General features: G+C 68.2%; 23 protein-coding genes and 3 pseudogenes. 16 read left to right on the forward strand and 10 right to left on the reverse strand.

The window, feature by feature from the left end:
* Nucleotides 1–6: 6 nt before the first annotated feature.
* Nucleotides 7–795 (forward strand): IclR family transcriptional regulator, encoded by a 789-nt coding sequence (locus ACWDR3_RS06610; protein ID WP_450351326.1) that lies wholly within the window; start codon nucleotides 7–9, stop codon nucleotides 793–795.
* Here ACWDR3_RS06610 and ACWDR3_RS06615 read toward each other — a convergent pair.
* A complete protein-coding gene (locus ACWDR3_RS06615; RefSeq protein WP_450351328.1) occupies nucleotides 761–1,645 on the reverse strand; it encodes a 2-keto-4-pentenoate hydratase in 885 nt (294 codons plus the stop codon). The genes ACWDR3_RS06610 and ACWDR3_RS06615 overlap by 35 nt on opposite strands.
* A gap of 129 nt (nucleotides 1,646–1,774) precedes the next feature.
* Here ACWDR3_RS06615 and ACWDR3_RS06620 point away from each other — a divergent pair, with 129 nt between their 5' ends.
* The 4 genes from ACWDR3_RS06620 to ACWDR3_RS06635 are packed head-to-tail and all read left to right on the forward strand — an operon-like array spanning nucleotide 1,775 to nucleotide 5,723.
* Nucleotides 1,775–2,848, forward strand: a complete 1,074-nt coding sequence (locus tag ACWDR3_RS06620; RefSeq protein WP_450351330.1) for a DODA-type extradiol aromatic ring-opening family dioxygenase — start codon at nucleotides 1,775–1,777, stop codon at nucleotides 2,846–2,848.
* On the forward strand, nucleotides 2,845–3,834 hold the full coding sequence (locus tag ACWDR3_RS06625; RefSeq protein ID WP_450351332.1) for an NAD(P)/FAD-dependent oxidoreductase: 990 nt from the start codon (nucleotides 2,845–2,847) through the stop codon (nucleotides 3,832–3,834). The genes ACWDR3_RS06620 and ACWDR3_RS06625 overlap by 4 nt, the downstream gene beginning before the upstream one ends.
* Nucleotides 3,835–3,850: 16 nt before the next feature.
* Nucleotides 3,851–4,192, forward strand: a complete 342-nt coding sequence (gene fdxA, locus ACWDR3_RS06630; RefSeq protein ID WP_450351334.1) for a ferredoxin — start codon at nucleotides 3,851–3,853, stop codon at nucleotides 4,190–4,192.
* 19 nt (nucleotides 4,193–4,211) lie between these two features.
* Nucleotides 4,212–5,723 (forward strand): aldehyde dehydrogenase (NADP(+)), encoded by a 1,512-nt coding sequence (locus ACWDR3_RS06635; RefSeq protein ID WP_450351336.1) that lies wholly within the window; start codon nucleotides 4,212–4,214, stop codon nucleotides 5,721–5,723.
* A 455-nt stretch (nucleotides 5,724–6,178) separates the two neighbouring features.
* Here the strand turns inward: ACWDR3_RS06635 and ACWDR3_RS06640 are convergent, their stop codons facing one another.
* The 3 genes and pseudogenes from ACWDR3_RS06640 to ACWDR3_RS06650 form a co-directional block, all read right to left on the reverse strand.
* The gene (locus ACWDR3_RS06640) at nucleotides 6,179–7,903 is read right to left on the reverse strand and encodes a GMC family oxidoreductase (RefSeq protein ID WP_450351338.1); all 1,725 of its coding nucleotides are present in this window, start codon (nucleotides 7,901–7,903) and stop codon (nucleotides 6,179–6,181) included.
* Complete coding sequence (locus tag ACWDR3_RS06645) at nucleotides 7,891–8,583, reverse strand: transposase (protein WP_450351340.1); 693 nt, start codon at nucleotides 8,581–8,583, stop codon at nucleotides 7,891–7,893. Before ACWDR3_RS06645 ends, ACWDR3_RS06640 begins: the two co-directional genes overlap by 13 nt.
* A pseudogene (locus tag ACWDR3_RS06650) lies at nucleotides 8,580–9,110 on the reverse strand (IS110 family transposase). The gene ACWDR3_RS06645 and the pseudogene ACWDR3_RS06650 overlap by 4 nt, the downstream one beginning before the upstream one ends.
* A gap of 323 nt (nucleotides 9,111–9,433) precedes the next feature.
* Here ACWDR3_RS06650 and ACWDR3_RS06655 point away from each other — a divergent pair.
* The 3 genes and pseudogenes from ACWDR3_RS06655 to ACWDR3_RS06665 all read left to right on the forward strand — a co-directional run.
* Nucleotides 9,434–9,817 (forward strand): annotated as a pseudogene (locus tag ACWDR3_RS06655) (helix-turn-helix domain-containing protein); the annotation flags it as partial.
* 32 nt (nucleotides 9,818–9,849) lie between these two features.
* A complete protein-coding gene (locus ACWDR3_RS06660; RefSeq protein WP_450351342.1) occupies nucleotides 9,850–10,026 on the forward strand; it encodes a hypothetical protein in 177 nt (58 codons plus the stop codon).
* A gap of 62 nt (nucleotides 10,027–10,088) precedes the next feature.
* Nucleotides 10,089–10,517, forward strand: coding sequence for a hypothetical protein (locus ACWDR3_RS06665; protein ID WP_450351344.1), 429 nt, complete (start codon nucleotides 10,089–10,091; stop codon nucleotides 10,515–10,517).
* Here the strand turns inward: ACWDR3_RS06665 and ACWDR3_RS06670 are convergent.
* Both ACWDR3_RS06670 and ACWDR3_RS06675 read right to left on the reverse strand, forming a co-directional pair.
* Nucleotides 10,495–11,151, reverse strand: coding sequence for a hypothetical protein (locus ACWDR3_RS06670; RefSeq protein WP_450351346.1), 657 nt, complete (start codon nucleotides 11,149–11,151; stop codon nucleotides 10,495–10,497). The genes ACWDR3_RS06665 and ACWDR3_RS06670 overlap by 23 nt on opposite strands.
* A 434-nt stretch (nucleotides 11,152–11,585) precedes the next feature.
* Entirely contained in the window at nucleotides 11,586–11,879 is a 294-nt protein-coding gene (locus ACWDR3_RS06675) for a hypothetical protein (RefSeq protein WP_450351348.1), read from the reverse strand.
* Between the two features lie 48 nt (nucleotides 11,880–11,927).
* Here ACWDR3_RS06675 and ACWDR3_RS06680 point away from each other — a divergent pair.
* Both ACWDR3_RS06680 and ACWDR3_RS06685 read left to right on the forward strand, forming a co-directional pair.
* Nucleotides 11,928–12,310 (forward strand): annotated as a pseudogene (locus ACWDR3_RS06680) (helix-turn-helix domain-containing protein); the annotation flags it as partial.
* Complete coding sequence (locus ACWDR3_RS06685) at nucleotides 12,295–12,627, forward strand: hypothetical protein (protein ID WP_450351415.1); 333 nt, start codon at nucleotides 12,295–12,297, stop codon at nucleotides 12,625–12,627. The pseudogene ACWDR3_RS06680 and the gene ACWDR3_RS06685, both read left to right, overlap by 16 nt.
* A gap of 461 nt (nucleotides 12,628–13,088) precedes the next feature.
* Here the strand turns inward: ACWDR3_RS06685 and ACWDR3_RS06690 are convergent, their stop codons facing one another.
* Complete coding sequence (locus tag ACWDR3_RS06690; RefSeq protein ID WP_450351350.1) at nucleotides 13,089–13,358, reverse strand: phage capsid protein; 270 nt, start codon at nucleotides 13,356–13,358, stop codon at nucleotides 13,089–13,091.
* Nucleotides 13,359–13,920: 562 nt separating this feature from the next.
* Between ACWDR3_RS06690 and ACWDR3_RS06695 the strand changes: the two genes are divergently transcribed.
* Both ACWDR3_RS06695 and ACWDR3_RS06700 read left to right on the forward strand, forming a co-directional pair.
* Nucleotides 13,921–14,106, forward strand: a complete 186-nt coding sequence (locus ACWDR3_RS06695) for a hypothetical protein (RefSeq protein WP_450351352.1) — start codon at nucleotides 13,921–13,923, stop codon at nucleotides 14,104–14,106.
* Between the two features lie 37 nt (nucleotides 14,107–14,143).
* On the forward strand, nucleotides 14,144–14,401 hold the full coding sequence (locus ACWDR3_RS06700) for an acetyl-CoA synthetase (protein WP_450351354.1): 258 nt from the start codon (nucleotides 14,144–14,146) through the stop codon (nucleotides 14,399–14,401).
* Between the two features lie 40 nt (nucleotides 14,402–14,441).
* On the opposite strand, the gene ACWDR3_RS06705 is transcribed toward ACWDR3_RS06700, so the two are convergent.
* Together ACWDR3_RS06705 and ACWDR3_RS06710 are read right to left on the reverse strand one after the other, a co-directional pair.
* Nucleotides 14,442–17,090: a glycosyl hydrolase gene (locus ACWDR3_RS06705; RefSeq protein WP_450351356.1), complete on the reverse strand. Its 2,649-nt coding sequence runs from the start codon at nucleotides 17,088–17,090 to the stop codon at nucleotides 14,442–14,444.
* Nucleotides 17,091–17,295: 205 nt separating this feature from the next.
* Nucleotides 17,296–18,303 carry a LacI family DNA-binding transcriptional regulator gene (locus tag ACWDR3_RS06710; RefSeq protein ID WP_450351358.1) on the reverse strand — a complete coding sequence of 336 codons (1,008 nt, stop codon included), beginning with the start codon at nucleotides 18,301–18,303 and terminating at the stop codon, nucleotides 17,296–17,298.
* A gap of 524 nt (nucleotides 18,304–18,827) precedes the next feature.
* Between ACWDR3_RS06710 and ACWDR3_RS06715 the strand changes: the two genes are divergently transcribed.
* From ACWDR3_RS06715 to ACWDR3_RS06730, 4 genes are all read left to right on the forward strand, one after another.
* Entirely contained in the window at nucleotides 18,828–20,135 is a 1,308-nt protein-coding gene (locus tag ACWDR3_RS06715; RefSeq protein WP_450351360.1) for an extracellular solute-binding protein, read from the forward strand.
* Nucleotides 20,132–21,034: a carbohydrate ABC transporter permease gene (locus tag ACWDR3_RS06720; protein ID WP_450351362.1), complete on the forward strand. Its 903-nt coding sequence runs from the start codon at nucleotides 20,132–20,134 to the stop codon at nucleotides 21,032–21,034. The genes ACWDR3_RS06715 and ACWDR3_RS06720 overlap by 4 nt, the downstream gene beginning before the upstream one ends.
* A 1-nt stretch (nucleotide 21,035) precedes the next feature.
* Nucleotides 21,036–21,932: a carbohydrate ABC transporter permease gene (locus ACWDR3_RS06725; RefSeq protein ID WP_450351364.1), complete on the forward strand. Its 897-nt coding sequence runs from the start codon at nucleotides 21,036–21,038 to the stop codon at nucleotides 21,930–21,932.
* A gap of 137 nt (nucleotides 21,933–22,069) precedes the next feature.
* A complete protein-coding gene (locus tag ACWDR3_RS06730) occupies nucleotides 22,070–24,451 on the forward strand; it encodes a beta-xylosidase/alpha-l-arabinosidase (protein WP_450351366.1) in 2,382 nt (793 codons plus the stop codon).
* 93 nt (nucleotides 24,452–24,544) lie between these two features.
* Here the strand turns inward: ACWDR3_RS06730 and ACWDR3_RS06735 are convergent, their stop codons facing one another.
* Nucleotides 24,545–25,732, reverse strand: coding sequence for a fumarylacetoacetate hydrolase family protein (locus ACWDR3_RS06735; protein WP_450351411.1), 1,188 nt, complete (start codon nucleotides 25,730–25,732; stop codon nucleotides 24,545–24,547).
* Nucleotides 25,733–25,803 lie beyond the last annotated feature (71 nt).

Here is a 25,803-nt window from a genome sequence, read left to right on the forward strand (position 1 = left end):
GCCGTGGTGCGCATCAGTGCTGATGAGAATGCTGAGCACCGGTCGGTCGTCGACCGGATGCAGCTCATTCTCGACACGGTCGCGACCTCGGCCGGTGAGATAGGGCTCAGCGAGTTGGCCAGGCAGACCGGCCTGAAGAAGACCACTGTCCACCGGCTGGCCACGGACCTGGTCGCCCACCGGATGCTGGAACGCGGCGGTTACGGATACCGGCTCGGACTACACCTGTTCGAGCTGGGGCAGCGGGTGCCGGCCTCGCGGCGGTTGCGGGCGACGGCACTGCCGTTCATGGCGGACCTGCTGGCCGCCACGGGCGAGGTGGTGCAACTCGGCGTCCTGGACGGGACAGAGATCGTCTACGTCGAGAAGCTCGTGGGGAGGAACAGCGTGGCGGTGCCGTCATCGGTGGGCTCGCGGTTGCCCGCCTACTGCAGCGGGCTGGGCAAGGCCATCCTGGCCTTCGAGGACTCCTCCGCGGTCGACCTCGTGCTCGCTGCTCCGATGCCTGCCCGCACCAGCACCACCATCACGGACGGCCGGCGGTTCCTCCGCGAGCTGGAGACCATTGCGGACAGTGGTGTCGCCTATGACCGTGAGGAGGGCACGAAAGGGATCGTCTGCGTGGCGGCACCGATCGTCGTCGAGAGCTACGTCGGCCGGACCGGACACCGCGCTGTGGCGGGACTGTCCGTGACAGGGCCCGCACAGCGCCTGCAACCCGCGCGCCTGGCGGCGGCCGTGAGGACCGCCGCACTGAGCATCAGCCGTCTGCTCGGCCCGCCGTCGCTGCGCTGAAATCGAGCGCTGTTGTCTCTGGCCTGCCGTGATGGCTCGGCTGTGCGTCGGTCGCGTCGGCCGGCCTGCGGATCGACACCGTGGTGTCGCGGCCGAACCGTGCGGCGACGATCCCGCCGGGCCGCAGCGGCATGGCGGCGGTGAGCCCGCCGGTGATCACGAGTTCGCCCTTGCGCAGATGCTGTCCCCGCGCCGCGAGCGCGTCCGCGAGCCAGGCGATGCTGTACAGCGGATGCCCGCCGGCCGCAGCCGATGTGGCCGTTGCGAGCGATGTCCCGTCTCCGGTCAGTTCGACGGTGACACGATGGCTGTCGAGCGGTGCCACGTCGAGCTCAGGCCCGAGAACGACGCCCGCGGCGGACGAACCGTCCGCCGTGTTCTGCTCGGCGGTGAACTTGTAGTCGTGCCAGACGGAGTCGACGACCTCCAGGCACGCGTGAACGGCTGCGACCGCGTCGGCGATCTCCGGCAGCAGCAAGCCGGTTCCTGGCAGATCTTTCGAGAGGACGATGCCGATCTCCGGCTCGACGCGGGGGTGCAGGAAGTCCTTCACCCACGCGTTGTCACGCAGGATCATGTCGTCCAGGAGCGGTCCGTAGTTGGGGGACTGGACGCCCATCTGCTCACGCATCGCCGCCGACGTGTAGCCGAGTTTGTAGCCGACGTGACAGCGCCCTTCGGCCAGCCGCAGGGCAGTCAGCCGTTCCTGGACGTCGTAGGCGCGTTCCATGGTCAGCGTCGTCGCGATCCTGCTGCCGTCCAGGACCGTGCGTGCTACGCGGGCGTGGTGCAGCTCATGGGCGAGTTCGTCCGCACCCTGGCCGCTGGGAATGTGTTCGGTTTGCCTCACTCCCACATCCTGGCGCGGTCTCGAACACGAGGTGTGCCGACGGTTCACTGGGCGGTCCGCACGATGGCCCCTCCACCGTTCCGCTGGTGAAACTCATCTCGTCACCACTCAAGGACGAGGAGGTCTGTGATGGGCGAGGTTCTGGGTCTAGGAGTCACGCACTACCCGCCGCTCAGCGGCACAGACGACAACCTGACGCGGGTCTTCCGCGGTGCCCTGGCGGATCCGTCGCTGCCGCCCGAACTGCGCGACCCGGCGTCGTGGCCCGAGCGGGCCCGTCAGGAATGGGCAGAGGATTCCGGTGTGGCAGCGGGGAAAGCCCACCGCGAGATGCTGCGCGAGGGATTCCGGCGCACTCGTGAGGCGCTGGACGAGTTCCAGCCGGACGTCGTGCTCATCTGGGGCGACGACCAGTACGAGAACTTCCGCGAGGACATCGTGCCGCCCTACGCGGTTCTCGCCTACGAGGACACGGTGGTTCACCCCTGGCGGCACGCGGACGAGTCCTCCAACATGAAGGGCAAGCCGAACATCTGGGGTGAGGGTGAGAACACCGAACGGACGATCCGTGGGCACCGGCCTTTCGCCCTGCACCTGACCGAGCAATTGCTCGGCCGCGGCATCGACACCCCGTACGCCTACCGGCCGCTGCACCATCCCGGTTTCGCCCACGCGTTCCTGAACACCGTGCTGTACCTGGACTACGACCGTCGCGGGTTCGACTATCCGGTCGTCGCCTTCCCGATCAACTGCTACGGCCGCAAGGTGATCAGCTTCCAGGGCAACATCAGCCCGCTGGGTGTGGAGCGCGAGCTGGACCCGCCATCGCCGACCCCCGCGCGCATCATGGACGTCGGCGCCGCCGTCGCCCGGATCTGCGCGGACAGTCCTTACCGGGTCGCACTGGTCGCGAGCTCCAGCTGGTCGCACAGCTTCCTGGTCGACTCGACCTTCCGGCTCTTCCCGGACTCCGCTGCCGACACGCGGATGTACGACGCGCTGGTGGCCGGCGACTACTCGGTGTGGGAGAACACCTCCCTGGCCGAGGCGGAGAAGGCGGGCCAGCAGGAGCTGCTGAACTGGTGGGCTCTGCTCGGAGCCATGCGGGAGCTGGGACGCACGCCGAGTTGGACGTCCTTTGCCGCGTCGAACATCTTCGTGTCCAACAAGGTCTTCGCGATCTACGACGGGGACTCGCGGTGACCCGCTTCGACGTCGCGGTGATCGGTGCCGGGCCGGCAGGGCTGTTCGCCGCCTTCTACGCCGGTATGAGAGGTCTCTCTGTGGCGCTGGTCGACGCCCTGCCCGAGCCGGGTGGTCAGATCACCGCGCTGTACCCGGAGAAGTTCATCCGCGACGTGGCCGGGTTCCCGGCCATCCGCGGCCGCGAACTGGTGGCAGAGCTGGTGGCACAGGGAGAACCGTTCGCCCCCGAGGTCTTCCTGGGGCGCCAGGCCACCGAGCTCGACGACCTGCCGGGCGGCAGGTTCCGGTTGGGGCTCGCGGGCGGTCCCGATCTCGACGCGGGCGCCGTCGTGGTGACCGGCGGGGTCGGTACCTTCACGCCGAGGCGGTTGCCCTGCGGTGAAACGTTCCTGGGGCGCGGGCTGAGCTACTTCGTCCGTGCCCCGGAGGAACTGGCCGGCAAGCGGGTCCTCGTGGTGGGAGGCGGGGACTCCGCCTTCGACTGGGCTGACGCCCTGCAGGGCAGCGCCGATGTGACGCTGGTGCACCGGCGAGCGAGTTTCCGGGCACATCAGTACACAGTGGAGCGTGTGCTGGGCGGTCCCGCCTCGGTGCTGACCAACACCGTGGTCGAGCATCTCGCCGGCGACAGTCACCTTCGCCGGGCGACACTGCGCGACACCGTCTCGGACTCCCGCGTCGAGATCGAGTGCGACCACGTCGTCGCCGCTCTGGGTTTCGTCGCGAGCCCAGGGCCTCTGTTGCAGTGGCGACTCGAGATGCGCGATCGCAAGATCCTGGTGGACCACGCGATGCACACCAGCCGCCCCGGTGTCTTCGCCGCCGGAGACGTGTGCACGCACGACGGCCGGGTCCCGCTCATCGCGGTCGGGTTCGGCGAGGCGGCGACCGCCGTCAACCACGCGGCGGCATGGCTGGACCCCACAGTGTCGATCTTCCCAGGGCATTCGACCGACAGCACCCCAGTCGCCAGCCCCGCTTGAACCCAGGAGAACGTTCATGACTTTCGTCATCACCGAGGCGTGCGTCGACGTCCTCGATCGGTCCTGCATGGAGGAGTGCCCGGTCGACTGCATCTACGAGGGCGACCGCAAGCTGTACATCAACCCTGTGGAGTGCATCGACTGCGGGGCGTGCGAACAGGCTTGCCCCACAGCCGCAGCCATTTCGGACCGCGCACTGCAGGGCACCGACGCGGCGTGGAACACCCAGGACAACGCCACTTTCTTCAGTGAGCTCCTGCCGGGACGCGACACCGCCCTCGGTACCCCTGGAGGCGCTTCCCACCTGGGGCGGTTGGGCGTCGACACTCCCACCGTCGCCGCGTTGCCCCATGCCTGAGAGGACATCAGTGACTGTCATGAACGCCAGGACGGCGAGTTACGATCCGCGCACCGGCCAGGAGTTGCCTGGCGGAGAGGCCATGAGCGACAGCGACGACGTCGAAAGGATCGTCGCCGCGGCAGCCGCCGCCGCGCCTGGCCTGGAAGACCTCGGCCGGTCCGGTCGTGCCGGCCTGCTGCGCGACCTCGCCGGCGCGCTCGACGCCCGGCGTGAAGACGTGGTTGCCCATGCCAACAGTGAGACCGCCCTCGGCCGTCAGAGGCTTTCCGCGGAGCTCAACCGCACCGTCTACCAGCTTGGCTTCTTCGCTGACGTGATCGAGGAGGGCAGCTACCTCGAAGCGACCATCGACCGTCCCGGGCCGACCCCGATGGGCCCGCGTCCGGATCTCAGGCGCATGCTGGTGCCGCTCGGTCCGGTCGCTGTGTTCGGCGCGAGCAACTTCCCGCTCGCCTTCTCCGTGCCCGGTGGTGACACCGCTTCCGCGCTCGCGGCCGGCAATCCCGTTGTGGTCAAGGCACATGGCTCCCACCCCGGAACCTCCCGCCTCGTGTACGAGATCCTCCGTGAAGCGGCCGCATCCTCCGGTGCCCCGGACGGCACGATCGGAATCGTCTTCGGGCGAGAGGCGGGAGAACGCCTCGTGCGGCACCCAGCCGTGCGGGCAGTCGGCTTCACCGGCTCGTTGAGCGGCGGCCGTGCCCTGCTCGACGCGATCAACGGACGCGACGAGCCCATCCCGTTCTACGGCGAGCTGTCCAGTTTGAACGCGCTTGTCGTCACCGAGGGCGCGGCCCGCGAGCGGGCAGCCGAGATCGGAGCGGGACTCGTGAGCTCCGTTACGGGATCGGCGGGTCAGTTGTGCACCAAACCGGGTCTCGTCCTGATACCCGCAGGAGCGGCAGGTGATGAGGTAGTGACAGCAGCGGCAGCCGCCTTGCCCGGCGTGGACGTCATTCCCCTTCTCAGCCAGCGAATTCAGCAGTCCTACCTCGACGACACCCGGCAACTGCATGCTCAGGCGGGTGTGTCCACAGTGGCCGGCGGAGGACCCGTGCGCGAGGGATTCCGCGTGCCGTCGCTCTTGGTGACCGTGAACGCCGCCGGCGTCCCCGACGAGGCATTCGCCGAGTACTTCGGCCCGGCGGCGGTGATCGTGCGTTACTCGAGCGTCGCGGAGCTCACCGACGTGATCCGCCGGCTGCCGTCCTCGCTCACCGCGACCGTTCACCTCGGCGGCCAGGAAGCGGTTCCCCCCTGGCTGGAAGGGCTCCGGCGCAGCGCGGGACGGCTCGTGTTCAACGGGTATCCGACCGGCGTCGCGGTGAGCTGGGCTCAGCACCACGGTGGGCCGTGGCCGGCGACGAACAGTCTGTTCAGCTCCGTGGGAGCGACCGCGATTCGCAGATTCCTCCGTCCCGTCACCTGGCAGGACGCTCCGGCCGAGTACCTGCCGGAGGAACTGAAGGACAGCCCCGCGGACGCCGTGCCGCGCCGGGTCGACGGTGCTCTCGAACTACCGGCCTGACGTCGCGTCCCCGCGCCCGGACGCGACGAGCAGGAAGCGCCGCCAGCTCGTCGTCCTGGCGGCGCTTCTGCTTCTTCCCCTGCTGGTGCTTCAACTTCGTGTTGCGGAGCCGTTTCTGACGCCGAGCGTCGCGGCGACCGTCGCGACGGTGCTGCGGGACCCGTTCCGCTACGCCGGCACCCGGCGGAGGATCGCCCGGTCGTACGCGCTGGCCGTCGCTGTGGCCGTGCCCGTGTCAGCCCTGGGTGCCCTGTTGGCGCTGCCGACCGTGGTCACGGTCGCGGTCGCGGTGGTCGTCGCGTTGAGCAGCGGGCGGGTGAGGTTCCACCCGCCCGCCGTGGGCCTGCCGTTGTCGGTGCAGACCGGTCAGATCGTGTCGGTCGGCATCAGCTGGTCGGTGATCGTTCTGTCCACCGCGTACATCTTGCTGGCCCTGGTGCTGGTGTCCCGGTTGCTCAACCCTGCGACAACCACTCCGCCGCTCGTTCGGCGATGGCGACCACGGTGGCGTTGGTGTTGGCGGAGACGATGGTGGGCAGCACCGAGGCGTCGACCACACGCAGCCCGTCGATCCCGTTGACCCGCAGCTGGAGGTCGACGACGGCACCGTCGTCGGAACCGAGGCGGCAGGTGCCCACCGGGTGGAAGTACGTTCCGGTGGTGCTCCGGACGAAATCGCGCATCGCCGCGGGATCCTGGACAGCGGTACCCGGCAGAGCCTCCTCACCACGCCAGGACGTCAGTGCGGCCGTCTCGCCCACTCGTCTTGCGAGCGCCAGCGCGTCCACCATGGTGTCCAGGTCCCGCTCGTCACTGTAGAACGACGGATCGACGAGCGGAGGGGTGAACGGATCGTCGGAGCTCAACCGCACCTCTCCTTTGCTGTGGGGCCTCAGCAGGGCGTACCCGATCGTGTAGCCCGTCGCCGGTCCGCTCATGGTGGGCGGGTGAAACGGGATGTCCATGAACAGCAGCTGGACGTCGGGGCGGGCCAGCTCCGCCCGGGTCGGCAGCATCGCGACAGCGTCGGCGTGGTTGTTCACACCCGGTGGAAAGCCCGGCAGGGCCGAGTAGACCAGACCTGCGAGGGGGTGGTCCTGCAGGTTCTGTCCCACCTCTGGTGCGTCGAGCACGACGGGCACTCCCAGCCGGGCCAGTTCGGCCGCTGGTCCGACACCCGAAAGCATGAGCAGCTGCGGCGAACTGATCGCTCCCGCGGACAAGACGACCTGATCCGCGGTGACATGCTCGATGGCTCCGTCGCGCAGGTACTCGACGCCGACACAACGCCCATCGCGAATCGCGAGCGACCGCACGTGCGCGTCGGTGACCACGTGTAGGTTCTCGCGCCAGGTTGCCGGCGCCAGGTACGCCTCGTAGGCGGACCATCGGACACCGTCGATCGCGGACATCTCCAGCAGGCTGCCGCCAGTCTGGCACTGTCCGTTGAGATCTGCGGACAGCGGGTAGCCGAGCTCGGTGAGCGCGGAGAGGCCGGCGGTCGCCACTGGATGTGGCGTGCTTGCGGTCGCCACGTGCAGCGGTCCTCCTGACCCGCGGTAGCGGGGGTCGCCTTCCTTGGCGTGCTCGCTCCGCATGAAGTAGGGCAGCAGGTCCTCGTATGCCCAACCGGTCGCACCATTCGCGGCCCAGCCGTCGTAGTCGGCCCGGTGTCCACGCAGGTGGGCCATCGCGTTTATCCGGCCCGACCCGCCCAGGACCTTGCCCTGCGGGTACGGCACCACCCCGCCACCCAGCCCCGGTTGTGCTGTGGTGGCGTACTTCCAGTCCACCGGTCCACCCATCAGGGCGGGCCAGGCAGGAACCACCGACAATTCCGCCGGCCCGGAGGCCGGACCTGCCTCGATCAGCAGGACCTGAACGTCGTGCTGCTCTGACAATCGAGCCGCGAGAACGCATCCCGCGCTTCCTCCGCCAACGATCACCACGTTGTAACCGTTCAACGCCATCGGTTGCTCCTGTCGACATCCGTGGATCGACAACAAGTCAGTCAACCGGAGGCTGTTCAGTCCTCTATGGGCGGTTGTCTGACGATCGTGACCCGCACTGTGACATCGGCTTTGTGGCCTGCGCCACAGTCCGATCCACTGGGCGGTCCGACCCGTCCTGGCGTCATGCGGAGCGGTATTGCAGGCAGTGAGGGTTTTCAGGGCGGCCACTGATTCCTAATGCTGTCTGTCAAGCCGCGAGAGCGGTGGGCGGCACGAGTTCGTAGGTCCGTCCCTCGCGTAGGAGGGCCCAGAGGACGTTGACGCGGCGGCGGGCCAGGGCGAGGACGGCCTGGATGTGGCGCTTGCCCGGCACGTTTGCGGTCGTAGAACCGGCGGGAGCTCTCGCAGTACCGGATGCTGAACAGCGCCGAGATGTAGAAGACACGCTGGAGTCTGCGGTTGTAGCGCCGCGGTCGGCGCAGGTTGCCGCTGATCTTCCCGGAGTCGCGGGGAACCGGGGCGACGCCGCCGAAGCCAGCGAGGCGGTCGGCAGTGCCGAAGACGGTCATGTCGCCGCCGGTGGCGGCCAGGAACTCGGTGCCGAGGATGACACCCAGGCCGGGCATGCTGGTGACCACGTCGAAGGTGTGATGCTCTCGAAACCGGGCTTCGATGGCCTTGTCGAGCTCGGCGATCTGCTGGGTAAGGCTGATCACCTCCATCGCCAGCGTGCGTACCAGTTCGGCGGTCAGCCTCTCGCCGGGAAGGCTGGTGTGCTGGCGTTCGGCGGCCAGCAGGGCAGTCTCGGCGAGCTGGTTGGCACGGAGGACCTTGCCGTTGCGGAGCCAGGTGGTCAGGCGTTTCCCGCCGAGCCGGCGAAGGGCGGCCGGGGTCTGGTAGCCCGTCATAACGTGAGCGGGCCGGCGGTGGTTAGATCCAACGCCCGTTCCAGGCCGGGGAAGATGCCTGTGAGGTGAGCGCGGAGGCGGTAGACGGTGCGGGTGCGGTCGGCGACCAGGTCCATGCGGCGGCCAATGAGGAGCTTGAGGTCGGTGATCGTGTCGTCGCTGGTGCGTACGGGGTGCAAGTCGCGTCGGCCCCGGACCTGGTCGGCGATGACGGCGGCGTCCTTGGCGTCGGTCTTGCCTTCGCCGCCATAGCTCTCGGAGGCGCGATGGATGGCCCGGCCGGAGAGGTAAGTGCACCGGCTGGTCGTGATGGAGGAGGAGCGCGATGATCAGGGCGGCCCCACCGTCGGCCTGGTCGATGCCCAGGCCACCTCATCGCCCAGAACCAGGACGTCGGCGAGGAGTTCGAGCAGTTCGGGCTCGTCGTTGGCGACGCGACGTGACAGCAGCCGATGGCCGCTCTCGTCGATCGCGACGCATTGGTGGTGGGTTTTCCCTGCGTCGATGCCGGCCCAGATGGTGATCATGTGGTGCCTCCGTGCGGTGTAGTACTGATCCCTCCCACGGACGACCTCGCTGTCGGTTCCCTACTCAGCGATCATTCGCATTTCCTAATTGGCAGCCGAGTCGTCGTGGAGTGCCGGGCGGCCAATCATTGGGAGCCACGTCATCGGCTATCAGGTGACAGCCACACCCGGCACTCCTGGGTGGGTGAACCGTACGAAGGGCTCACCGCCTCCCACAGGGAAACGTAGGGATCGGGTGACGACGTCTGCGCCCGCAACGGACAAGGTTCCTGTGCCGTTAAGGGAGGTGTTCGACGTATCAACTCGTTGGCACAGGAGCCTTGTTGGTTCCCTGTTCTGCAGCACTCGCTCTGCCGCATACGCTGGTCGAGTGGGTCACGATGCTCATCGTCACCAGCGAGGGTGACCGTCGCGGCAAGCTCCCGCCGCACCAGCGTGCGCTGGTCGGCCTGGTGTACCTGCGCCGCCACGACACCCTCGCACAGATCGCGGCCGGCTTCGGCATCTCCGTCGGCACCGCCCACGCCTACACCACAGCCGTCGTCGACCTGCTCGCCGACCGCGCGCCCGGCCTGCTGCGGGCCCTGCGCGAGGCCGACCCGGACTACGTCCTCCTCGACGGCACCCTGGCGGAGTGCGACCGGGTTGGCGACAGCCGGGCCGACTTCTCCCACAAGCACCGTCGGCACGGGGTGAACGTGCAGGTGGCTCTCGAACAGCGCAGGCCATCAAGCCCATCATGAACCTCGGACTCACGCTGGTTGCCGAAGACGAAGGTCGGCCCATGGCGCTCTTCAAAGAAGTGCATCGTCCCTATCGACAGCGACACCGCCCGCGTGCGCTGCTCGCCGGGCGGGTCGCTCCCAAAGCCGCCTATTACGTAGAGGCTGACGTGGGCTCCGATGTGGATGGGTGAACTGCTGGTCACCCCAGGGTGGGGTTTCCGCTGGTGGGGATAGCAGTGGTGATTCGTGGGAGTTGTGGCCTGTCGGGCTGTCGCTCTCCGGGAGGTCATGGCTGCCGTCAGTCGTCGGGCTGCTGGAACAGTGCGAGCTCGCTGCTCGTCGCGAATCGAGGGGCTACGGAAGGAGGGCCGACTGTATCCAGGCCGAACTGGCCGCGGCCGAGGAGGAATGGCGAGAGCGGGCGATTGATCGCACGCAGGTCGACACGGTGCTGGCGCCGCACGACGGCAACATCGCCGCCACGGAGGTCACTGAGGATCCGCGGGATGCGGACGCATCGCCGGAACCCCGGCATGCGGCGACGCGGGAGTCGCAGGTGCCGGGGTGGCGGGAGGGGCTGGCCTGGCCGGCGCTGGCGGTGGTCTACCAGCGCATCCTTGCAACGCTCGCGGGCCGGCAGCGGCTCCGTCAAGGGGCGCTCACCCAGTCAGGCGCAACGTGATGGGGCTGACCTCGTGGGCCAGGGGATGCTTGGCGCGCAGCGTCCTGATCACGCTTTCGCCGCGGCGGGCGAAGTCCCATGTCCAGTCAGGGTCTATGTTGTCTGTGCGGCCGCCCAGGGCGCGGACCCGATCGACGAGATCGTTTCCCCCGAGCAGCAGAGCTTGCTCCTGGTTGAAATCCCGCGCCGCCTCGCGTAGTTGGTTCCGGGTGAAGCTAGCCTCCAAGTCTGGGTGTTCGGCGAAGCCGCCGTCGAGACTTGCACGATCCAGGATGGACACCGTCACAGACTGACCGTTGGCAAGGTTGTTCACGAAGGTCCGCTCGGACGTGGTCAGCGTGCACGGCACCACGAGCGTCCATTCCACCGGCTCGTGCTGCATGGCCCGCTTGAAGGACTTCTTGATCGCCGCCCTGCGGCTCTTGAGGGATCCGGGGAATCCGTCGGGAAAGTACTTCAGCTGGAAGATCCGCAGACCGGCGCCGGCGGTGACCTGCACATCGATGCCGCCGTCACCACCACGGCCGTTGACGGCGATCACGCGTCCACTGCTGCCGTCGAACATGCGGTACAGCAGCGCCTCGACGTGACGGTCGAAACTCGGCTGTCCGAGCCGGTCCCATTCGATTGCCATACCGGGCGCCTCCTGTCCCCACATGGAATCCTCACATGCGCGAGGACACCAATGCGCGCGACGGCTTCAGCTTCTCCTCCACGACATGGGGGCCTACGCTCCAGCCCCACCCGGAGCAGAGCAGGATGAGTTCTCCCCGGCCTGCCACCATTCGCCGTCACGAGTCGGTATCCCACGTCTCGGAAGTGGTCTGGCGGGGCGTCCCGCAGCGGTGTGTCTATCCTCCTGTATTCCTAGTCCAGGGCCGGACCGTTCACCGAGCTGATTCTGGCTCAGACGACTTACATGGCGGCGGAGCTCGCGGGGCCAAGGTTTGGCCCACTAAGAGTTTTCCCGCAACACCGGGCTCGACCTCAGCGACTGCTGTGCTGCCGATTCTCGTCTCTTCGTACTGGGCCTGTAGGAAGGTACGTTGGGCGGCGTGAGGGAGGCGCTCAGTCCAGAGCAGCGATCACCGCCTCAGACACCATCGCTCCTGCTTCCTGGATCCGCTGACGCTCGTCCCCTTCGTACAGCCAGGCGCAAGCCTCGATGGCTGGAAAGAGTTCGGCGAGGATCAACGCCGCACGCTTCGGTACATGGGTCCCCTCCCTCCATGCCGTCCCGCAGCGATCGATCTCCTCCTGTAGCTGAAGGAGCGCCTGCTCATCGAACCCCTCGTTCATACGCAGGGGGATCACGAAGCGATTCGCCGCCTCATCCAGACGACTGACCAGATCCGTCTCCATGTGTGCCTCCGTCTCGGGCAGTTCGCAGCGCGGTGGGACGATCTTCTCGTGGCTGGTGTGATCACGGCGTCGCAGCCGTCATGGATAGGCCCGTTCACCGGGCTGAGCCCGCGCTGCTTCGCGGCAAGCTGGTGACCGCCCTGCGCCGCGAGGGAGCGGACGCAGTCCGCCGAGGCCGGCCGTGGAGCCTGCTCCTGGAGGACCGCGTCCTGTTGGTTGCGGCGTACTGGCGCACCAACTTGACGCTGCGCCAGCTCGCGCCACTGTTCGGAATCTCGAAGTCTGCGGCCGACCGCATCATCAACCGCCTCGCACCCCTGCTCGCACTGCGGCCACGGCGACGATTCCGTAAGGACACCGTGCTCATCGTGGACGGCACCCTGCCCACACGTGACCACACGATGGCAGAGAAGTCGTGCAGCGCACGCTGCAGGTCGGCCACGCTCGGCGCTCCTTCGGCGCGCCCGTCCTGGCCCCGGTAAAGGCGACAGGAGACAGAGGCTTTAACCCCCGGGCGCGTCGACGACAGCCTGCGCGGCGCAGGGGGCTGAATGTCGCGCAGCTTGTTGACGCCCACCCCGGGAGCGTCGAACCCGTCGGCCAACTGTCGGGCGACGATGCCCAGCAGGCCATGCTCGGCATCGTCGTACAGGTCGCGAACGCCGACCGAGTGGTCCTCGACCGTTCCGGGGTGGATCGGCACGGCCCACCCCCGGCCGTGATCTGCGTCACGCTTTGCATCACGTGAGGCAAGGTTGACGCATGCGGCAACCCTTGGCATTCTCCCGGAGGCCAAGTGGTAAGCCTTCGAGAAGAAGGTTCATTAAAGGATAGTACCCCCCTAGGGGGCTACATTAGTGAATTCACGCCTGCGATTCAAAGGGTGTCGTCTGGCAGTATGGGGCTCGGAACGTGCGCACGTCTCCGAAACCCTTGACGCCAACTCCCTTAAGGAAAAGCTGAGTTGAAAAACGGCGAGGCGGTCAAACAAGGTGTGCGCAGAGGCGGCGATCTCGTCCTGCGAGTCCCACGGCTCGCGATCAGGTGGAGCGCGATAAGCGGCGGTGGAATTGCGGTGACCATCGCAACCGGACATTTACAAGACCCCGGAACCGTATGGGCTTTGGTGACCCTGGGCGCCGTCGGGCAGTGTTGCGACGCGGTCCTCGCGTGGTCCGACGCACGCCGGGCGCGCGAGACGTAGCCGGATCACGGCAAGAGGCCGGTCTGCATCGGGTCGGGCACGGTGGCGCCGGTCTCAATGAGGATGCGGTCGACCTCAGCCTGCACGGCGCTGTCGTCCCAATCGAGGTGCAGCCAACGCACCTTGGTGTCGATGCTGACCGCTTGCGCCTGCTGGAGCAGGGACAGGGTCTGTGCGGTGCTGGTCGGGTCCTCGCTGACGGAGTCGCCGAACGTGATCCGGGGCCGCTCGGGCACCGGGCCGGAGGTGAACAGGGCGCGGTCGAGCCGCAGCATGACGAACAAGATCTGCGAGAGGGAGGGTTGTGCGATGCCCCCGGATCAGCGGTGCTGCATAAACAGCATCTCCTTGCGGCTGACGCCCGACGAGGGATGAGCGGGACCGCAGGTTCGAACCCTGGGCGAGGCACCGACAGCATTTGTACGGTCGCGTGGTCGTCGTGAGCTGGTGCTTTCCGGGATGGTGGCTGTGCCGCGAGTGCGGCGGCGCCGTCGCAGGGGTGGTTCCCGGTGAGCGCCCGAGGCGAAACGGCGCACGGCGAGTCTGCGGGTCTTCGTGACGCTCCCTCAGCGCCTGTGGGTGGTGGTGCCGGGTTTGAGGTGTGGGCGAAGGGGTGCGTTGGTCATGAGTAGCCAGCAGATTCCCTGGCTCCGGTGCCCTTGTTGCGCTCCCCGTTGTGGCAACGCCTTTGCGCGGAGATGGGCGAAAGGAAACAGGCAGCATGTGTCGGCTTGCGTGCCGACGGGAGACGCTGTGGTGCACGCACACACCGGGAGGCGCTGGGATGCGATGGTGGGCCGGGGTGCCGACAGCCGTCGGAGTGGTCGTCCTTGCCGCGTGCAGCGGATCGACGGGCGGTGGGTCGGCGGGAGCGTCGTCCGGAAGCCCCGGCTCCGCACGGCCGTCGGCCTCTGCACAGACGCCTGCGCCGTCCTCGGCCTCGTCCGCATCGCCCTCCGCGTCCTCCTCTTCGACTGGGAGTTGCGCCGCTGGGCACACCGACATCACCGTCAGTCCTGGTGACGACGTCCAACGACGGCTGTGCGTACGGCCCGGGACCGTGGTGACCCTCGTCCTCGAACCCCGTATCGACGACAAGAGGTGGACGGCCGTGCGGACTTCCGCGCCGGTTTTCGTCCTGGCTTCCGGCTGGCGGGTGGACTCGGACGGTACGGCCCACGCCTCGCTGCGGTGCGCGGGGGCCCGGGCCGGTGCGTCCGTGGTCACCGTGTCGGCGAAGGCGCCGGATGTGGCGGGCGCGGCGAGCGTCGCCTTCACGCTGCATGTGACTGTGGTGCCGTACACGACGCGGGGGTGATCCCGGGAACCCCCGGGATCACCCCTCCGACGTCGCTGCGTCAGTCGCAATCACGCACCTTGATCGTGTAGATGCCACGTCCGTGTGTGGCCGCGTAGAGAGTGGTGCCGTCAGGGCTCAGCTTGAGCTGGAGCACGGCAACGGCGGGGAGATTCCCGACGCGCTTCCACGTGGATCGGCCCGGCGCGCGGTAGACGACGCCGAGATCGGTGGCGACGGCGAGGCCGCCGTTCGGTGTGGCGACCGCGGAGTCGGCCGGCACGTCGGGCAGGTTCTTCGAGATGTCCTTCCAGGTGGTGCCGCCGTCCTTGGACTCGAAGACGTGGCCGACGCCGGCGCCGGGGCCCTCGGTCCACTGGCGGGAGAAGCCGTTGACGGTCAGGTAGACGTGGTCGGCGTTCTTGGGATCGATGGCGAAGCCGCTGAGGTAGCGGTTGGGCACCGTACCGTCCACCGGCAGGGTGATGTCGTGCCAGCCGGTGCCGTCCGCGTTGCCGACCGAAATGCCGCGGGCGAAGCCCTGGTTGTTGCAGGGGCCGCACCAGGCCGCGTACACCTTGCCGCCGGAGGCCGCGACGGCGGTCGCGGTGCGGCCTTCACCGAGGTCGTACAGGTTGGTCCACTCGTCGCCGCTGCGGATGGCGTAGCCGTGGGTCTGCACCCACACGTGACGGCCGCCGGCGATCCACGTCGAGCTGTTCTTTGCGTCGGCGGCCAGTGGGGCGATGAAGCGGGCCTCTCCGGTGGCGTTGTCGGCCGGAGCGACGTTGTACGAAGTGATCTTGCTGGGGTCGGTGACCCAACTGCCGTCGTTCACCGCACAGTTCTGGGTCACCTGGATCGCCAGGTAGACGTACTCCTCGGCGATGTCGCAGCCGTTGGCAGGGTCGGTGAGGGTGTCGCCGCCGTCGCCGCCGAAGTTGGAACCCATGACCTTGTCGTTGCTGCGCAGGATGGACTGGCCGTTGTCCTGGAGGCCGCCGGTGACGGAGACGCCGCCATGGGCCAGGTCCTTGCCGACGCCGACCGAGTAGTACTGGAGGGTGTCGATGGTTCCGTCGTTGAGCGAGGTCCAGTCGGTGGCGTGCCCGGAGGCGTCCTGGGAGCCGTTGAGCGGGCGCTTGTAGACGCCGCCGTCGTTGCCGACGTAGACGAAGCTCTTGCCGTGGTAGCTGCCGATCGCGACGCCGTGCTGGTCGGAGTGGGTGGTCGGGCTGCAGTCGCCCGTCTGCTTGGTGGGGTCGATGCTCCAGCAGGGGAAGCCGAAGTTCCAATACGGGCCGACCGTCGACCAGTTGGTGCCGCCGTCCTTGGTCTCGTAGACCTCCTCCAGGCCCGCGTAGACGTGCTCCGCGTTGGCCGGGTCGACGGTCAGGAACTGGTTGTACCAAGCCTGCACGCCGGGCATGTAGCCGCTGGACGTGAGTGCCGAACCGTCGGCGGCCAGGCCCTGGTAGTCGGCGATCTTCGTCCAAGGGCCAGTGGGCGAACCGGACTTGGAGACGTAGATGCCCTCCAGGCCGCTGTCCGGGTTGGTGTTCAACTGCTCCGGGGACTGGTCGATGGCGTAATAGCGCGAGCCGTCGGCGGAGCGGGCGAAAGTGACGTTGCCGACGTCGTCCGCGTCGGCCGGCAGGTCGCCCAGGCCGGCCGTGATCCGGGTCCAGGTGCCGTTCACTTTGGTGTAGAAGCCGTTGTAGTCGTCGCCGCTGCGCCAGCCGACCGCGAGGACCACCCTGGAGGGGTTCTTCGGATCGATCGCGATGTCGTTCGCGATGTTCTTGTACGGCGCGGACGGGTCGCTCGCCAGTGAACCGTTCGGCAGATAGGCGGGGTTGGGCGCGAACTCCAGCTTCCAGGCGCCCTTCAGCGTCTTCGTCGAGTGGCTCCACACGCCCTCGCTGGTCGCCGCCCACACCTTGCCGCCGCCGAAGCGCAGTTCGTGGATGGTGGTGGACTCCAGTTCGTCGCCGCCGACCCGGCTGCGGGAGGAGAAGGTGCCGTGGTGCGGGTCGGACAGGACGTAGACACCGCTGCCGAGATAGGCGTCCGCGTTGGTCGTCGCCTCGCCGGTGCCCAGCCACAGCCGCCCGGCGGCGTCCAGCGCGAGCGCGCCGGTGGACTGCGAGGACAGCTTGTCGCTGATGGGTTGCCAGTGGCCGCCGCCGGACCTGGACCGCCAGACGCCGCCGCCCGCGCTGCCCGCGTACACGTATCCGTCGTCATCGGCCGCCATCGCCGCCATTCGGCCGGTCACGTTGCCCGAGCCACCACTGGAGTTGGAGTCGTAGTCGCGGTAGCGGGGGTCGTCGGAGTTGTATGGCAGGTTCGTGGCGTTGTGCCAACTGCCGCCGGTGCTCGGTAGGTTGGTCAGACTGGTCCAGGCGGCGCCGTACGCGCCCGGTGCGACGATGCCGGGTGAGGTGCGGGCCTCCGCGTACTGGTCCGCGCCCTCCGCTATCTCGTCGGCCTCGTTGCCGTCGTCACCGCCGTCGTCCTGGACTTTCGCCTTGGGGCTGACGACGCTTGCCGAATGGGTGCGTTCGGCGGCGAGTCGGGCGAGTGCGCGGGCGCCGAAGGGGCTGCTGTTGCCGCTCGGCGCGGCGCCGGCGGGTATCGCGACGAGTGCGACGGATGCGGTGATGGCGCAGATCGCGAACCATCGTCTCTTGCGGGTAGCTGCTGACACCAGGTCCTCCCAAACGGGTACAGATACAGCCGTCGCAGGGACCCGACCACGCGAGAGAGAAAGCGTCCGACACTTGGACAGTCTTTGACCAGAACCTGTCACTTCGTGTATGGGGCGTGACGATACGGCGCGGGAGACGTCTCCGACCGGTTCGCCAAGTCTGTCCGAAGGCCTCTCACTTGAGTTGCCCGCGCCCCGAAGTCCGTCAGCGGGGCGGCGCCGTCGAGGCCCGAACCACGAGTTCGGTGGCGAGTTCGATGTGGTGGGACTCGATCTTTTCGCCGTTGACCAGTCGGAGCGCGGTGCGGAGGGCGGCACCGCCCATCTCCCGTAGTGGCTGGCGCACGGTGGTCAGCGGCGGTGAGGCCATCTGGGCGAGGCTTGTGTCGTCGAAGCCGACCACGCTCAGGTCTTCGGGGGTGCGCAGACCTCGGGCGCGGGCGGTCTCGATGACGCCGAGGGCGATCTCGTCGTTGCCTGCGAAGATCGCGGTCGGTGACTCTTCCAGGCCCAGGAGCGCCGTGGCGCCGAGCAACCCCGTCTCGTAAGTGAATTCTCCCGGCCGGACATAGGCGTTGGGTACCTGTATTCCTTCCGCCTCCATGGAGGCGCGGTAGCCGTGCATGCGTGCCTGGTTGCACACGGCCATGGCCGGTCCGCCGAGATAGGCGATGCGGTGGTGGCCCAGCGAGAGCAGGTGCCGGGTCGCGGCCAGGCCGCCGGCGAAGTTGGTCGCCCCGACGCTGTTGACCCGGCTGTCCGGCAGGTGCAGTGGGTCCAGCACCACCAACGGCAGCCCGGCCCGGGCCAGTTCGTTGAGGTGCGTAGCGGTGTACACGCTGGTGACCGCGATGACGGCGCGCCGTCCGGCTGAGACCAGATCCCGGGCCCAGTGCGGGGCACGGGACGCCTTGCTGATCACCACCGAGGCCCCCAGTTCGGCGGCGGAGTCGATGATGCCTTCCAGGGTCTCGGCCACGTACGACTTGAGGCCGCCCTGGAACTGCACCTCGATGGTCGGGATTTCGACAGCCTCGGTGTGACGGAACACCGGCGCGAGGTAGTCGTGCTGATGCAGCAACTCCTGTACCCGCGTGCGGGTCTGAGGTGCCACGTCACCGCGGCCGTTGACCACTTTGGACACGGTCGCGACGGAAACCCCGGCCGCTTGGGCGATGTCCGCCAAGGTGGTGCGCCTGGCGTTCGGTCGCATCGGTTTCTCCCAGCTGTACGTCCACCGGTGTGGTGAGCCGCCGGTCGGACCGGCAACGCGGGTGGAACCGGTCAACCGTACGGTAGCCCGGCACCGAGATCGTCCGGGGAGGTGCTGACGGGCTCCTCGATCCGGACCCGTCCGACGATCTGCGTGAGACCGCGTCCGGTGACACCCGGCCGAGGCGACCGGGAGCATGCCGGGCAGCCCAGCGGCTGCCGAGCCGTGCGACTGTGCACCGCACGACCTGCACCGGCAGTGAGGCAGACGCAGCGATCGCATTGCCTCCCGCCATCCGTCAGACGATTTCGAAACAGTTTCGATCCCTGCCGAGGTCTCTCGGAGGTGGCTTCTGCTCGATGCTACGGGGCTGAATGCGGACCGACAATGCGTCGCTGCACATGTCTTGACAGGGCTTCAGGCCGAAACCTAGCTTGCACGGACAGAGCAACAAGAAGGTTCTTTCGAAAACCTTTCACCATGACTCACGAGAAGCCTGTGGCTCTCGAGTGCGGAGAAAAGACATGGCGCTCTCCCGACGTACCCTCCTAGGCCTGGCCGTCGGTGTGCCGGCCTCCGCGGCGCTGGCGGCCTGCGGCTCGTCCGGTCCCGGCAAGAGCGGCGGGGCCACGTACTGGTACCTGAACGGTCAGCCGCAGGAAGGCGTCAGGGCCGGCGCGGTGGACGCGTTCAACAAGGCCCACCCCAAGGAGCAGATCAAGGACACCACCTTTCAGAACGACGCGTACAAGACGAAGATCAAGACCTCCATCGGTGCCGGAACGGCGCCCACCATCATCTGGGGCTGGGGCGGCGGGACGCTGCGCACCTACGCGGAGGCGGACCAGGTCGAGGACCTCACCTCGTGGTTCGACGAGCACCCCGAGGTCAAGAAGGGGCTGTTCCCGTCCTCGTTCGGCGCGGCGACCGTGGACGGAAAGATCTACGCGATGCCGGTCGAGACCGTGCAGCCGATCATCCTCTACTACAACAAGAAGGTCTTCGACCAGGTCGGCGTGGAACCGCCCAAGTCCTGGGACGACATCATGGCGCTGGTGCCCAGGTTCAACGCGAAGGGCATAGCGCCGTTCTCCCTCGGGGGCCAGTCCCGGTGGACGAACATGATGTGGCTTGAGTTCCTGTTCGACCGCATCGGCGGTTCCGAGGTGTTCCAGGCCATCATCGAAGGTGAGAAGAACGCCTGGTCCAACCCGGACGCCATCACCGCGCTGACCAAGGTGCAGGAGCTCGTCAAGGCCCGCGGGTTCGTCAAGGGCTTCTCCTCGATCACCGCCGACTCCAACGCCGACCAGGCGCTGCTGTACACCGGCAGGGCCGCGATGATGCTGCACGGGGCCTGGTCGTACGGCATCCAGCAGGCGGACGGCGGGGACTTCGTCTCCAGCGGCTCGCTGGGCTACATGACCTTCCCGCCCGTGGAAGGCGGCAAGGGCGATCCGAGCGACACGGTCGGCAACCCGGCCCAGTACCTGTCGATCTCCTCGAAGGCCAGCGCCGAGCAGAAGAAGGTCGCCAAGGACTTCTTCGCCAAAGGCGTCCTCCAGGAAGAGGAGGTGAAGGCGTGGATCGACAACGGGTCGGTCCCGATCCGGATGGGCACGGAGAAGCTGCTGGCCGCCTCCAAGAGCGCCGACTTCCTGCAGTTCACCTACGACATCGCCAGCAAGGCCAAGGTGTTCGGGCAGTCCTGGGACCAGGCACTCAGCCCGACGGCCGCCGAGACCCTGCTGGACAACATCGTCAAGTTGTTCCAACTGTCCATCTCACCCAAGCAGTTCGCCGGCAACCTCAACGCGGTCATCGGCAAATGAGTTCACTCATCGGCCAGCGGCCGCGTCGCGAACCGCGCAGCATCCTGCCCTGGCTGGCGGTGCCGGCGCTGGTGGTCTTCGTCGGCTTCGCCGTGGTTCCGCTCGTCGGTGTCTTCGCGCTGAGCTTCACCACGTGGGACGGGATCGGCGCCATCCACCCCTCGGGACTGACCAGTTGGCGTACGGTGCTCACCGATCCCGGGCTGCCGCACGCCCTGTGGGTGACGTTTCTGGTGATGGCCGTGTCCTGGGCCGTTCAGACACCGCTGAGCATTCTGCTGGGCACGTTCATGGCAGGTCGCCAGCGCTACCGCGCGGTGCTGGGCGTCGTGTACTTCATCCCGCTGATGCTCAGCTCCGCGGCCATCGCGATCGCGTACAAGGCCCTGCTGGACCCCAACTTCGGGCTCGGCGCCGGACTGAACATCCAGGCGCTGAGCAAGGACTGGCTCGGGCGGCCCGGGCTCGCCTTCGGAGTCGTCATCTTCGTCGTCTCCTGGCAGTTCGTACCGTTCCACTCCCTGATCTACCAGGGTGGTGTCCAGCAGATCCCGAAGTCCCTTTACGAAGCGGCGCAGTTGGACGGAGCCGGACGGATCCGGCAGTTCTTCAGCATCACGCTGCCCCAGCTGAAATACACCATCATCACCTCGTCCACGCTGATGGTGGTCGGGTCGCTGACCTTCTTCGACCTCATCTTCATCCTCACCGAGGGCGGCCCGGCCGACGCCACCCGGGTCCTCGCACTGGACATGTACAAGCGCGGGTTCCAGGCCAGCCTGATGGGACCGGCCAGCGCCATCGCGGTCATCCTGGTCCTGGTGGGTCTGGCCCTCGCTCTGCTGCTGCGCCGGCTCGGCGGCCGGGACGCCGGCGCGAGCCAACTCGAAGGGGCCTGACGTGACCACCACCCTGACCGAGTCGCGACAACCACAGAAGACCACCCACCGCGAGCGGCAACGCCGCCCGCGTCGGACGGCCGGCCGCCGCAACTGGGCCGGCGGCCTGGCCGGCTGGCTTTGGCTCGTCATCGTCGCCGTACCCCTGTACTGGACCCTCATCACCAGCTTCAAGGCCAAGAGCCGCTACTACGCGAGCAACCCACTGGTGCCTTCGAGCGACCCGACGCTGGACAACTACCGGTTCGTCATGGAGAACGACTTCCTCCGCTACTTCCTGAACAGCGTCGTGGTCACCGCCGGCGCCGTGGTGCCGGCGGTCGTGATCTCCTTCATGGCGGCCTACGCGATCGTTCGCGGTTGGCGCATGCGGGTCCTTCGCGTGATGAACGGGCTGTTTCTCATGGGCCTGGCCATCCCGCTGCAGGCGACGGTGATCCCGGTCTACCTGATCATCATCAAAATGCACCTCTATGACAATCTGCTGGCACTGATCCTCCCGTCGATCGCCTTCGCGATCCCGCTGTCGGTGCTGGTGCTCACCAACTTCATCCGCGACGTGCCCAAAGAGCTGTTCGACTCGATGCGGGTCGACGGCGCCAGCGAATGGACGACCCTGTGGCGGCTGGCGGCACCGCTGACCCGGCCGGCCATCCTCACCGTGACCATCTTCAACTCGCTGACCATCTGGAACGGGTTCCTGCTGCCGCTGATCCTCACCCAGAGCCCGGACCGCCGGACCCTGCCGCTGGCGCTGTGGACCTTCCAGGGTCAGTACGGGGTCAATGTCCCCGCCGTTCTCGCCGCCGTCGTCCTCACCACGCTGCCCGTCCTGGTGCTGTACGCGTTCGGCCGCCGCCAGCTGCTGAGCGGACTGACCGCCGGATTCAGCCGTTGACCGACCGATGGCCCGGCGACGCACGGATCCGGGCCTCTGCCGGAGGCCCGGACGCGATCTGCCCCGTCCTGAGTCCTGCTCGTCCACCTGTTCGCCCGTCGCGTCCCGGCCAAGGGTCTGACGCACGTGGGAGGAAAGTGAACGCCAACGTGGCCGTAGAGAACATCCCCGGAATCTCCCTCTGGAACGACCCCGGCGTGCCCGTCGCCACAAGAGTCGACGCTCTGATCGACGCGATGACCCTTCAGGAGAAGACCGCCCAGCTGTACGGAGTGTGGGTGGGCGCCTCCGACCAGGGCGGTGAAGTGGCGCCCCACCAGCACGACATGGAGGAGGCCGTCGATCTTGACGCACTCCTGCCCACGGGACTGGGCCAGCTGACCCGGCCCTTCGGCACGGTCCCGGTCGACCCCGCCCTGGGCGCGCTCTCCCTGGCCCGTACCCAGACCCGTATCGCCGCCACGAACCGGTTCGGCATCCCTGCTCTCGCGCACGACGAATGTCTGGCCGGCTTCGCGGCCTGGGGGGCGACTGCCTACCCCGTTCCGCTGTCCTGGGGGGCCACCTTCGATCCCGACACGGTGCGGCGCATGGCCGCGGCCATCGGCCGCGACATGCGTGCCGTCGGCGTCCACCAGGGACTCGCGCCCGTACTCGACGTCGTACGCGATGCCCGCTGGGGCCGGGTCGAGGAGACCATCGGCGAGGACCCGTACCTCGTCGGCACCATCGCGACGGCATACGTGCAGGGCCTCGAATCCGCCGGAATCGTCGCCACCCTCAAGCACTTCGTCGGATACTCGGCCTCTCGCGCCGGGCGCAACCTCGCCCCCTCCTCCATGGGGCCGCGCGAGCGCGCCGACGTTCTGCTGCCACCTTTCGAGATGGCGATCCGTGAAAGCGGCGCCCGGTCGGTGATGAACGCCTACACCGACACCGACGGCATGCCCTCCGCGGCCGACGAGGATCTGCTCACCGGGCTGCTGCGCGACACGTGGGGCTTCGACGGCACCGTCGTCGCCGACTACTTCGCCATCGCCTTCCTCAAGACCCTGCACGGTGTCGCGGCCGACTGGTCCGGCGCCGCCGGCACGGCGCTGTGTGCGGGCATCGACGTCGAACTGCCCAACGTCAAGACATACGGCGCGCCCCTGGCCGAGGCCGTGGCCGACGGCCGTGTCCCGGAGGCGCTGGTCGATCGCGCCCTGCGTCGGACACTCACCCAGAAGGCGATGCTCGGCCTGCTCGACCCGGACTGGAACCCCGTGCCGGCCGCCCTCGACGGGGCGGACCTGGCCGATCCGGCCGCCCTGCGCGGTCGCATCGACCTGGACGGCCCGGAGAACCGCGCGCTGGCCCGCACGGTCGCCGAGAAGGCGGTCGTGCTGCTCAGCAACGACGGCACCCTGCCGCTCGGAAGGCCGCGCCGCATCGCGCTGCTGGGCCCCAACGCCGACGAGCCCGTCGCCGTACTGGGCTGCTACTCCTTCCCCCAGCACATCGGCGTCCGCCACCCCGACACCCCACTCGGCATCGAACTGCCCACACTGCGCGACACACTCGCCGCCGAGTTCCCCGACGCCGAGATCACGGTCGTCCGCGGCACCGGAATCGACGACGGAGACCTCTCCGGCATCGACGAGGCCGCCCAGGCGGCTCGTGAGGCCGACGTCGCCCTGGTGGTACTCGGCGATCGCGCCGGGCTCTTCGGGCGGGGCACGAGTGGTGAGGGATGCGATGTCGAGGCGCTGGTGCTGCCCGGTGCGCAGCAGCAACTCCTCGACGCCCTGCTCGACTTGGAGACACCCGTGGTCACCGTCCTGCTCGCGGGACGCCCGTACGCCCTGGGCCGCGCCGTGGAGGAGTCCGCTGCGATCGTGCAGTCCTTCTTTCCGGGGGAGGAGGGGACCCACGCGATCGCCGGGGTGCTCAGCGGGCGGACCAATCCCTCCGGACGTCTCCCGGTCAGCGTGCCGCGCGGGCCGGGCTCCCAGCCGGCCACATACCTCGGGGCGCGGCTCGCGCATGCCAATGAGGTCTCCAGCATGGACCCGACCCCCGCGTTCGCCTTCGGCCACGGCCTGTCCTATACACGGTTCGACTGGACGGACCTGAACGTGGACTCCCAAGAGGCCCCGACGGACGGCGAGTTCGCCCTCGCCTTCACCGTCCGCAACACAGGCGGGCGGTCCGGAACCGAGGTCGTCCAGCTCTATCTGCACGACCCGGTTGCCTCCGTCGTCCAGCCCGTGCAGCGTCTCGTCGGCTACACCCGGGTCGAACTGGAGCCGGGCGAGGCCCGCCGCATCCACGTCACGGTCCCGGCCGAACTCGCCTCCTTCACCGGACGCGACGGCCGGCGCGTCGTCGAACCGGGCGAGCTGGAACTGCGGCTGGCCGCCTCCAGCGCGGACCCGCGCCTGACAGCCCAGGTCACGTTGACCGGAGCCGAGCGCCACGTGGATCACACACGGCGCCTGCACACCACGATCGGGCAGGAGCCGGTCGCCCGGGCATGAACGGGGGGTGCGCAGCGCGCGTCGCAGGATCGGCGGCGCGCGCTGCGCCCACGGCCCCCGAACGCGGTGACGGCCACAGGAGCCCTGGTCCGCTCAGAGCACGCCGCGCCGGGCGAGGTTGCGCATCAGCGCCCGTACGCCGGACGTCCACGGAGCGGCCTGCTCGCTGGTGACGACGGTGTTGACCAGAGCGCCGAGCCGCGGGCTGGAGATCCGCACGACGTCGCCGTACTCGTGGGTGAATCCCGCGCCAGGTGCCCTTCGGTCCTCGGTGGGAGCGAACAGTGTTCCGGTGAACAGTACGAAGCCGTCCGGGTACTGGTGATGCGGACCGCGTGTGGCGGCCACCAGGTCCAGTACGTCGCGGCTGATCTCCCGCATGGAACTGCTGCCGTGCAGTACGTAGCCGTCCGTGCCGTCGATCCGCAGGTCGATGTCGAGCTCTCGCACGGTGTCGAGGTCGAAGCCCTCGTCGAGCAGGCGCAGGAACGGGCCGATCGCGCAGGAGGCGTTGTTGTCCTTCGCGCGCGACAGCAGCAGGGCGCTGCGGCCCTCGATGTCGCGGAGGTTGACGTCGTTGCCGAGCGTCGCGCCGCGTACCCGGCCGTGTGAGTCCACGACGAGGACGACCTCGGGCTCGGGGTTGTTCCACACCGAGGCGCCGAGCACTCCCACGTCGGCGCCGGTGCCGACCGCGGACAGTACAGGCGCCTTGGTGAACACCTCGGGGTCCGGCCCGATCCCGACCTCCAGGTACTGCGACCACAGCCCTTCGGCGACGAGGAGTTCCTTGGCCTTGTCCGCTTCGGGCGATCCGGGACGGATGCCGGCGAGCGTTCCGCCCACCACCTGCCCGACGCGGGCCCGCACCCGCGCGGCCTGCGCCGGATCGCCGCCCGTGCGCTCTTCGATGACGCGTTCCAGCAGACTCCCGGCGAAGGTCACGCCCGCGGCCTTGATCACCTGCAGGTCGATGGGGGCCAGCAGATGCGGAACGTCACGGCGCCCGGCCGGTGCCTCCAACAGCTGCTCCAGACGCCAGACTTGTCCGCCGACGGTCTCGCGGACGACTGCCGCCGCGTCGTCGCGATCCACGAGGTCGGAGACGGTGGGTGTCACGGCCGTCAGGTCGACGACCTCCTCGCCGCGGACCGCGGCCACACACGGTCCGTCGCATTCCGGGTCGTGGACGCGCGCCACGAGGGCGGCCCGGTCGGCGTCCTCCGGCAGGACGGAGCCGGGTGTGAGGACGGGACGAGGGCGCGCTGCTGCCGATTCCACGATCGATGCTCTCCTGTGGATCAAAGGGATACGGTCCCCGCGCGCGGGCTCGGTGGGGGAGTCACGAGGGA

This window comes from Streptomyces sp. NPDC001002, from assembly GCF_053599215.1.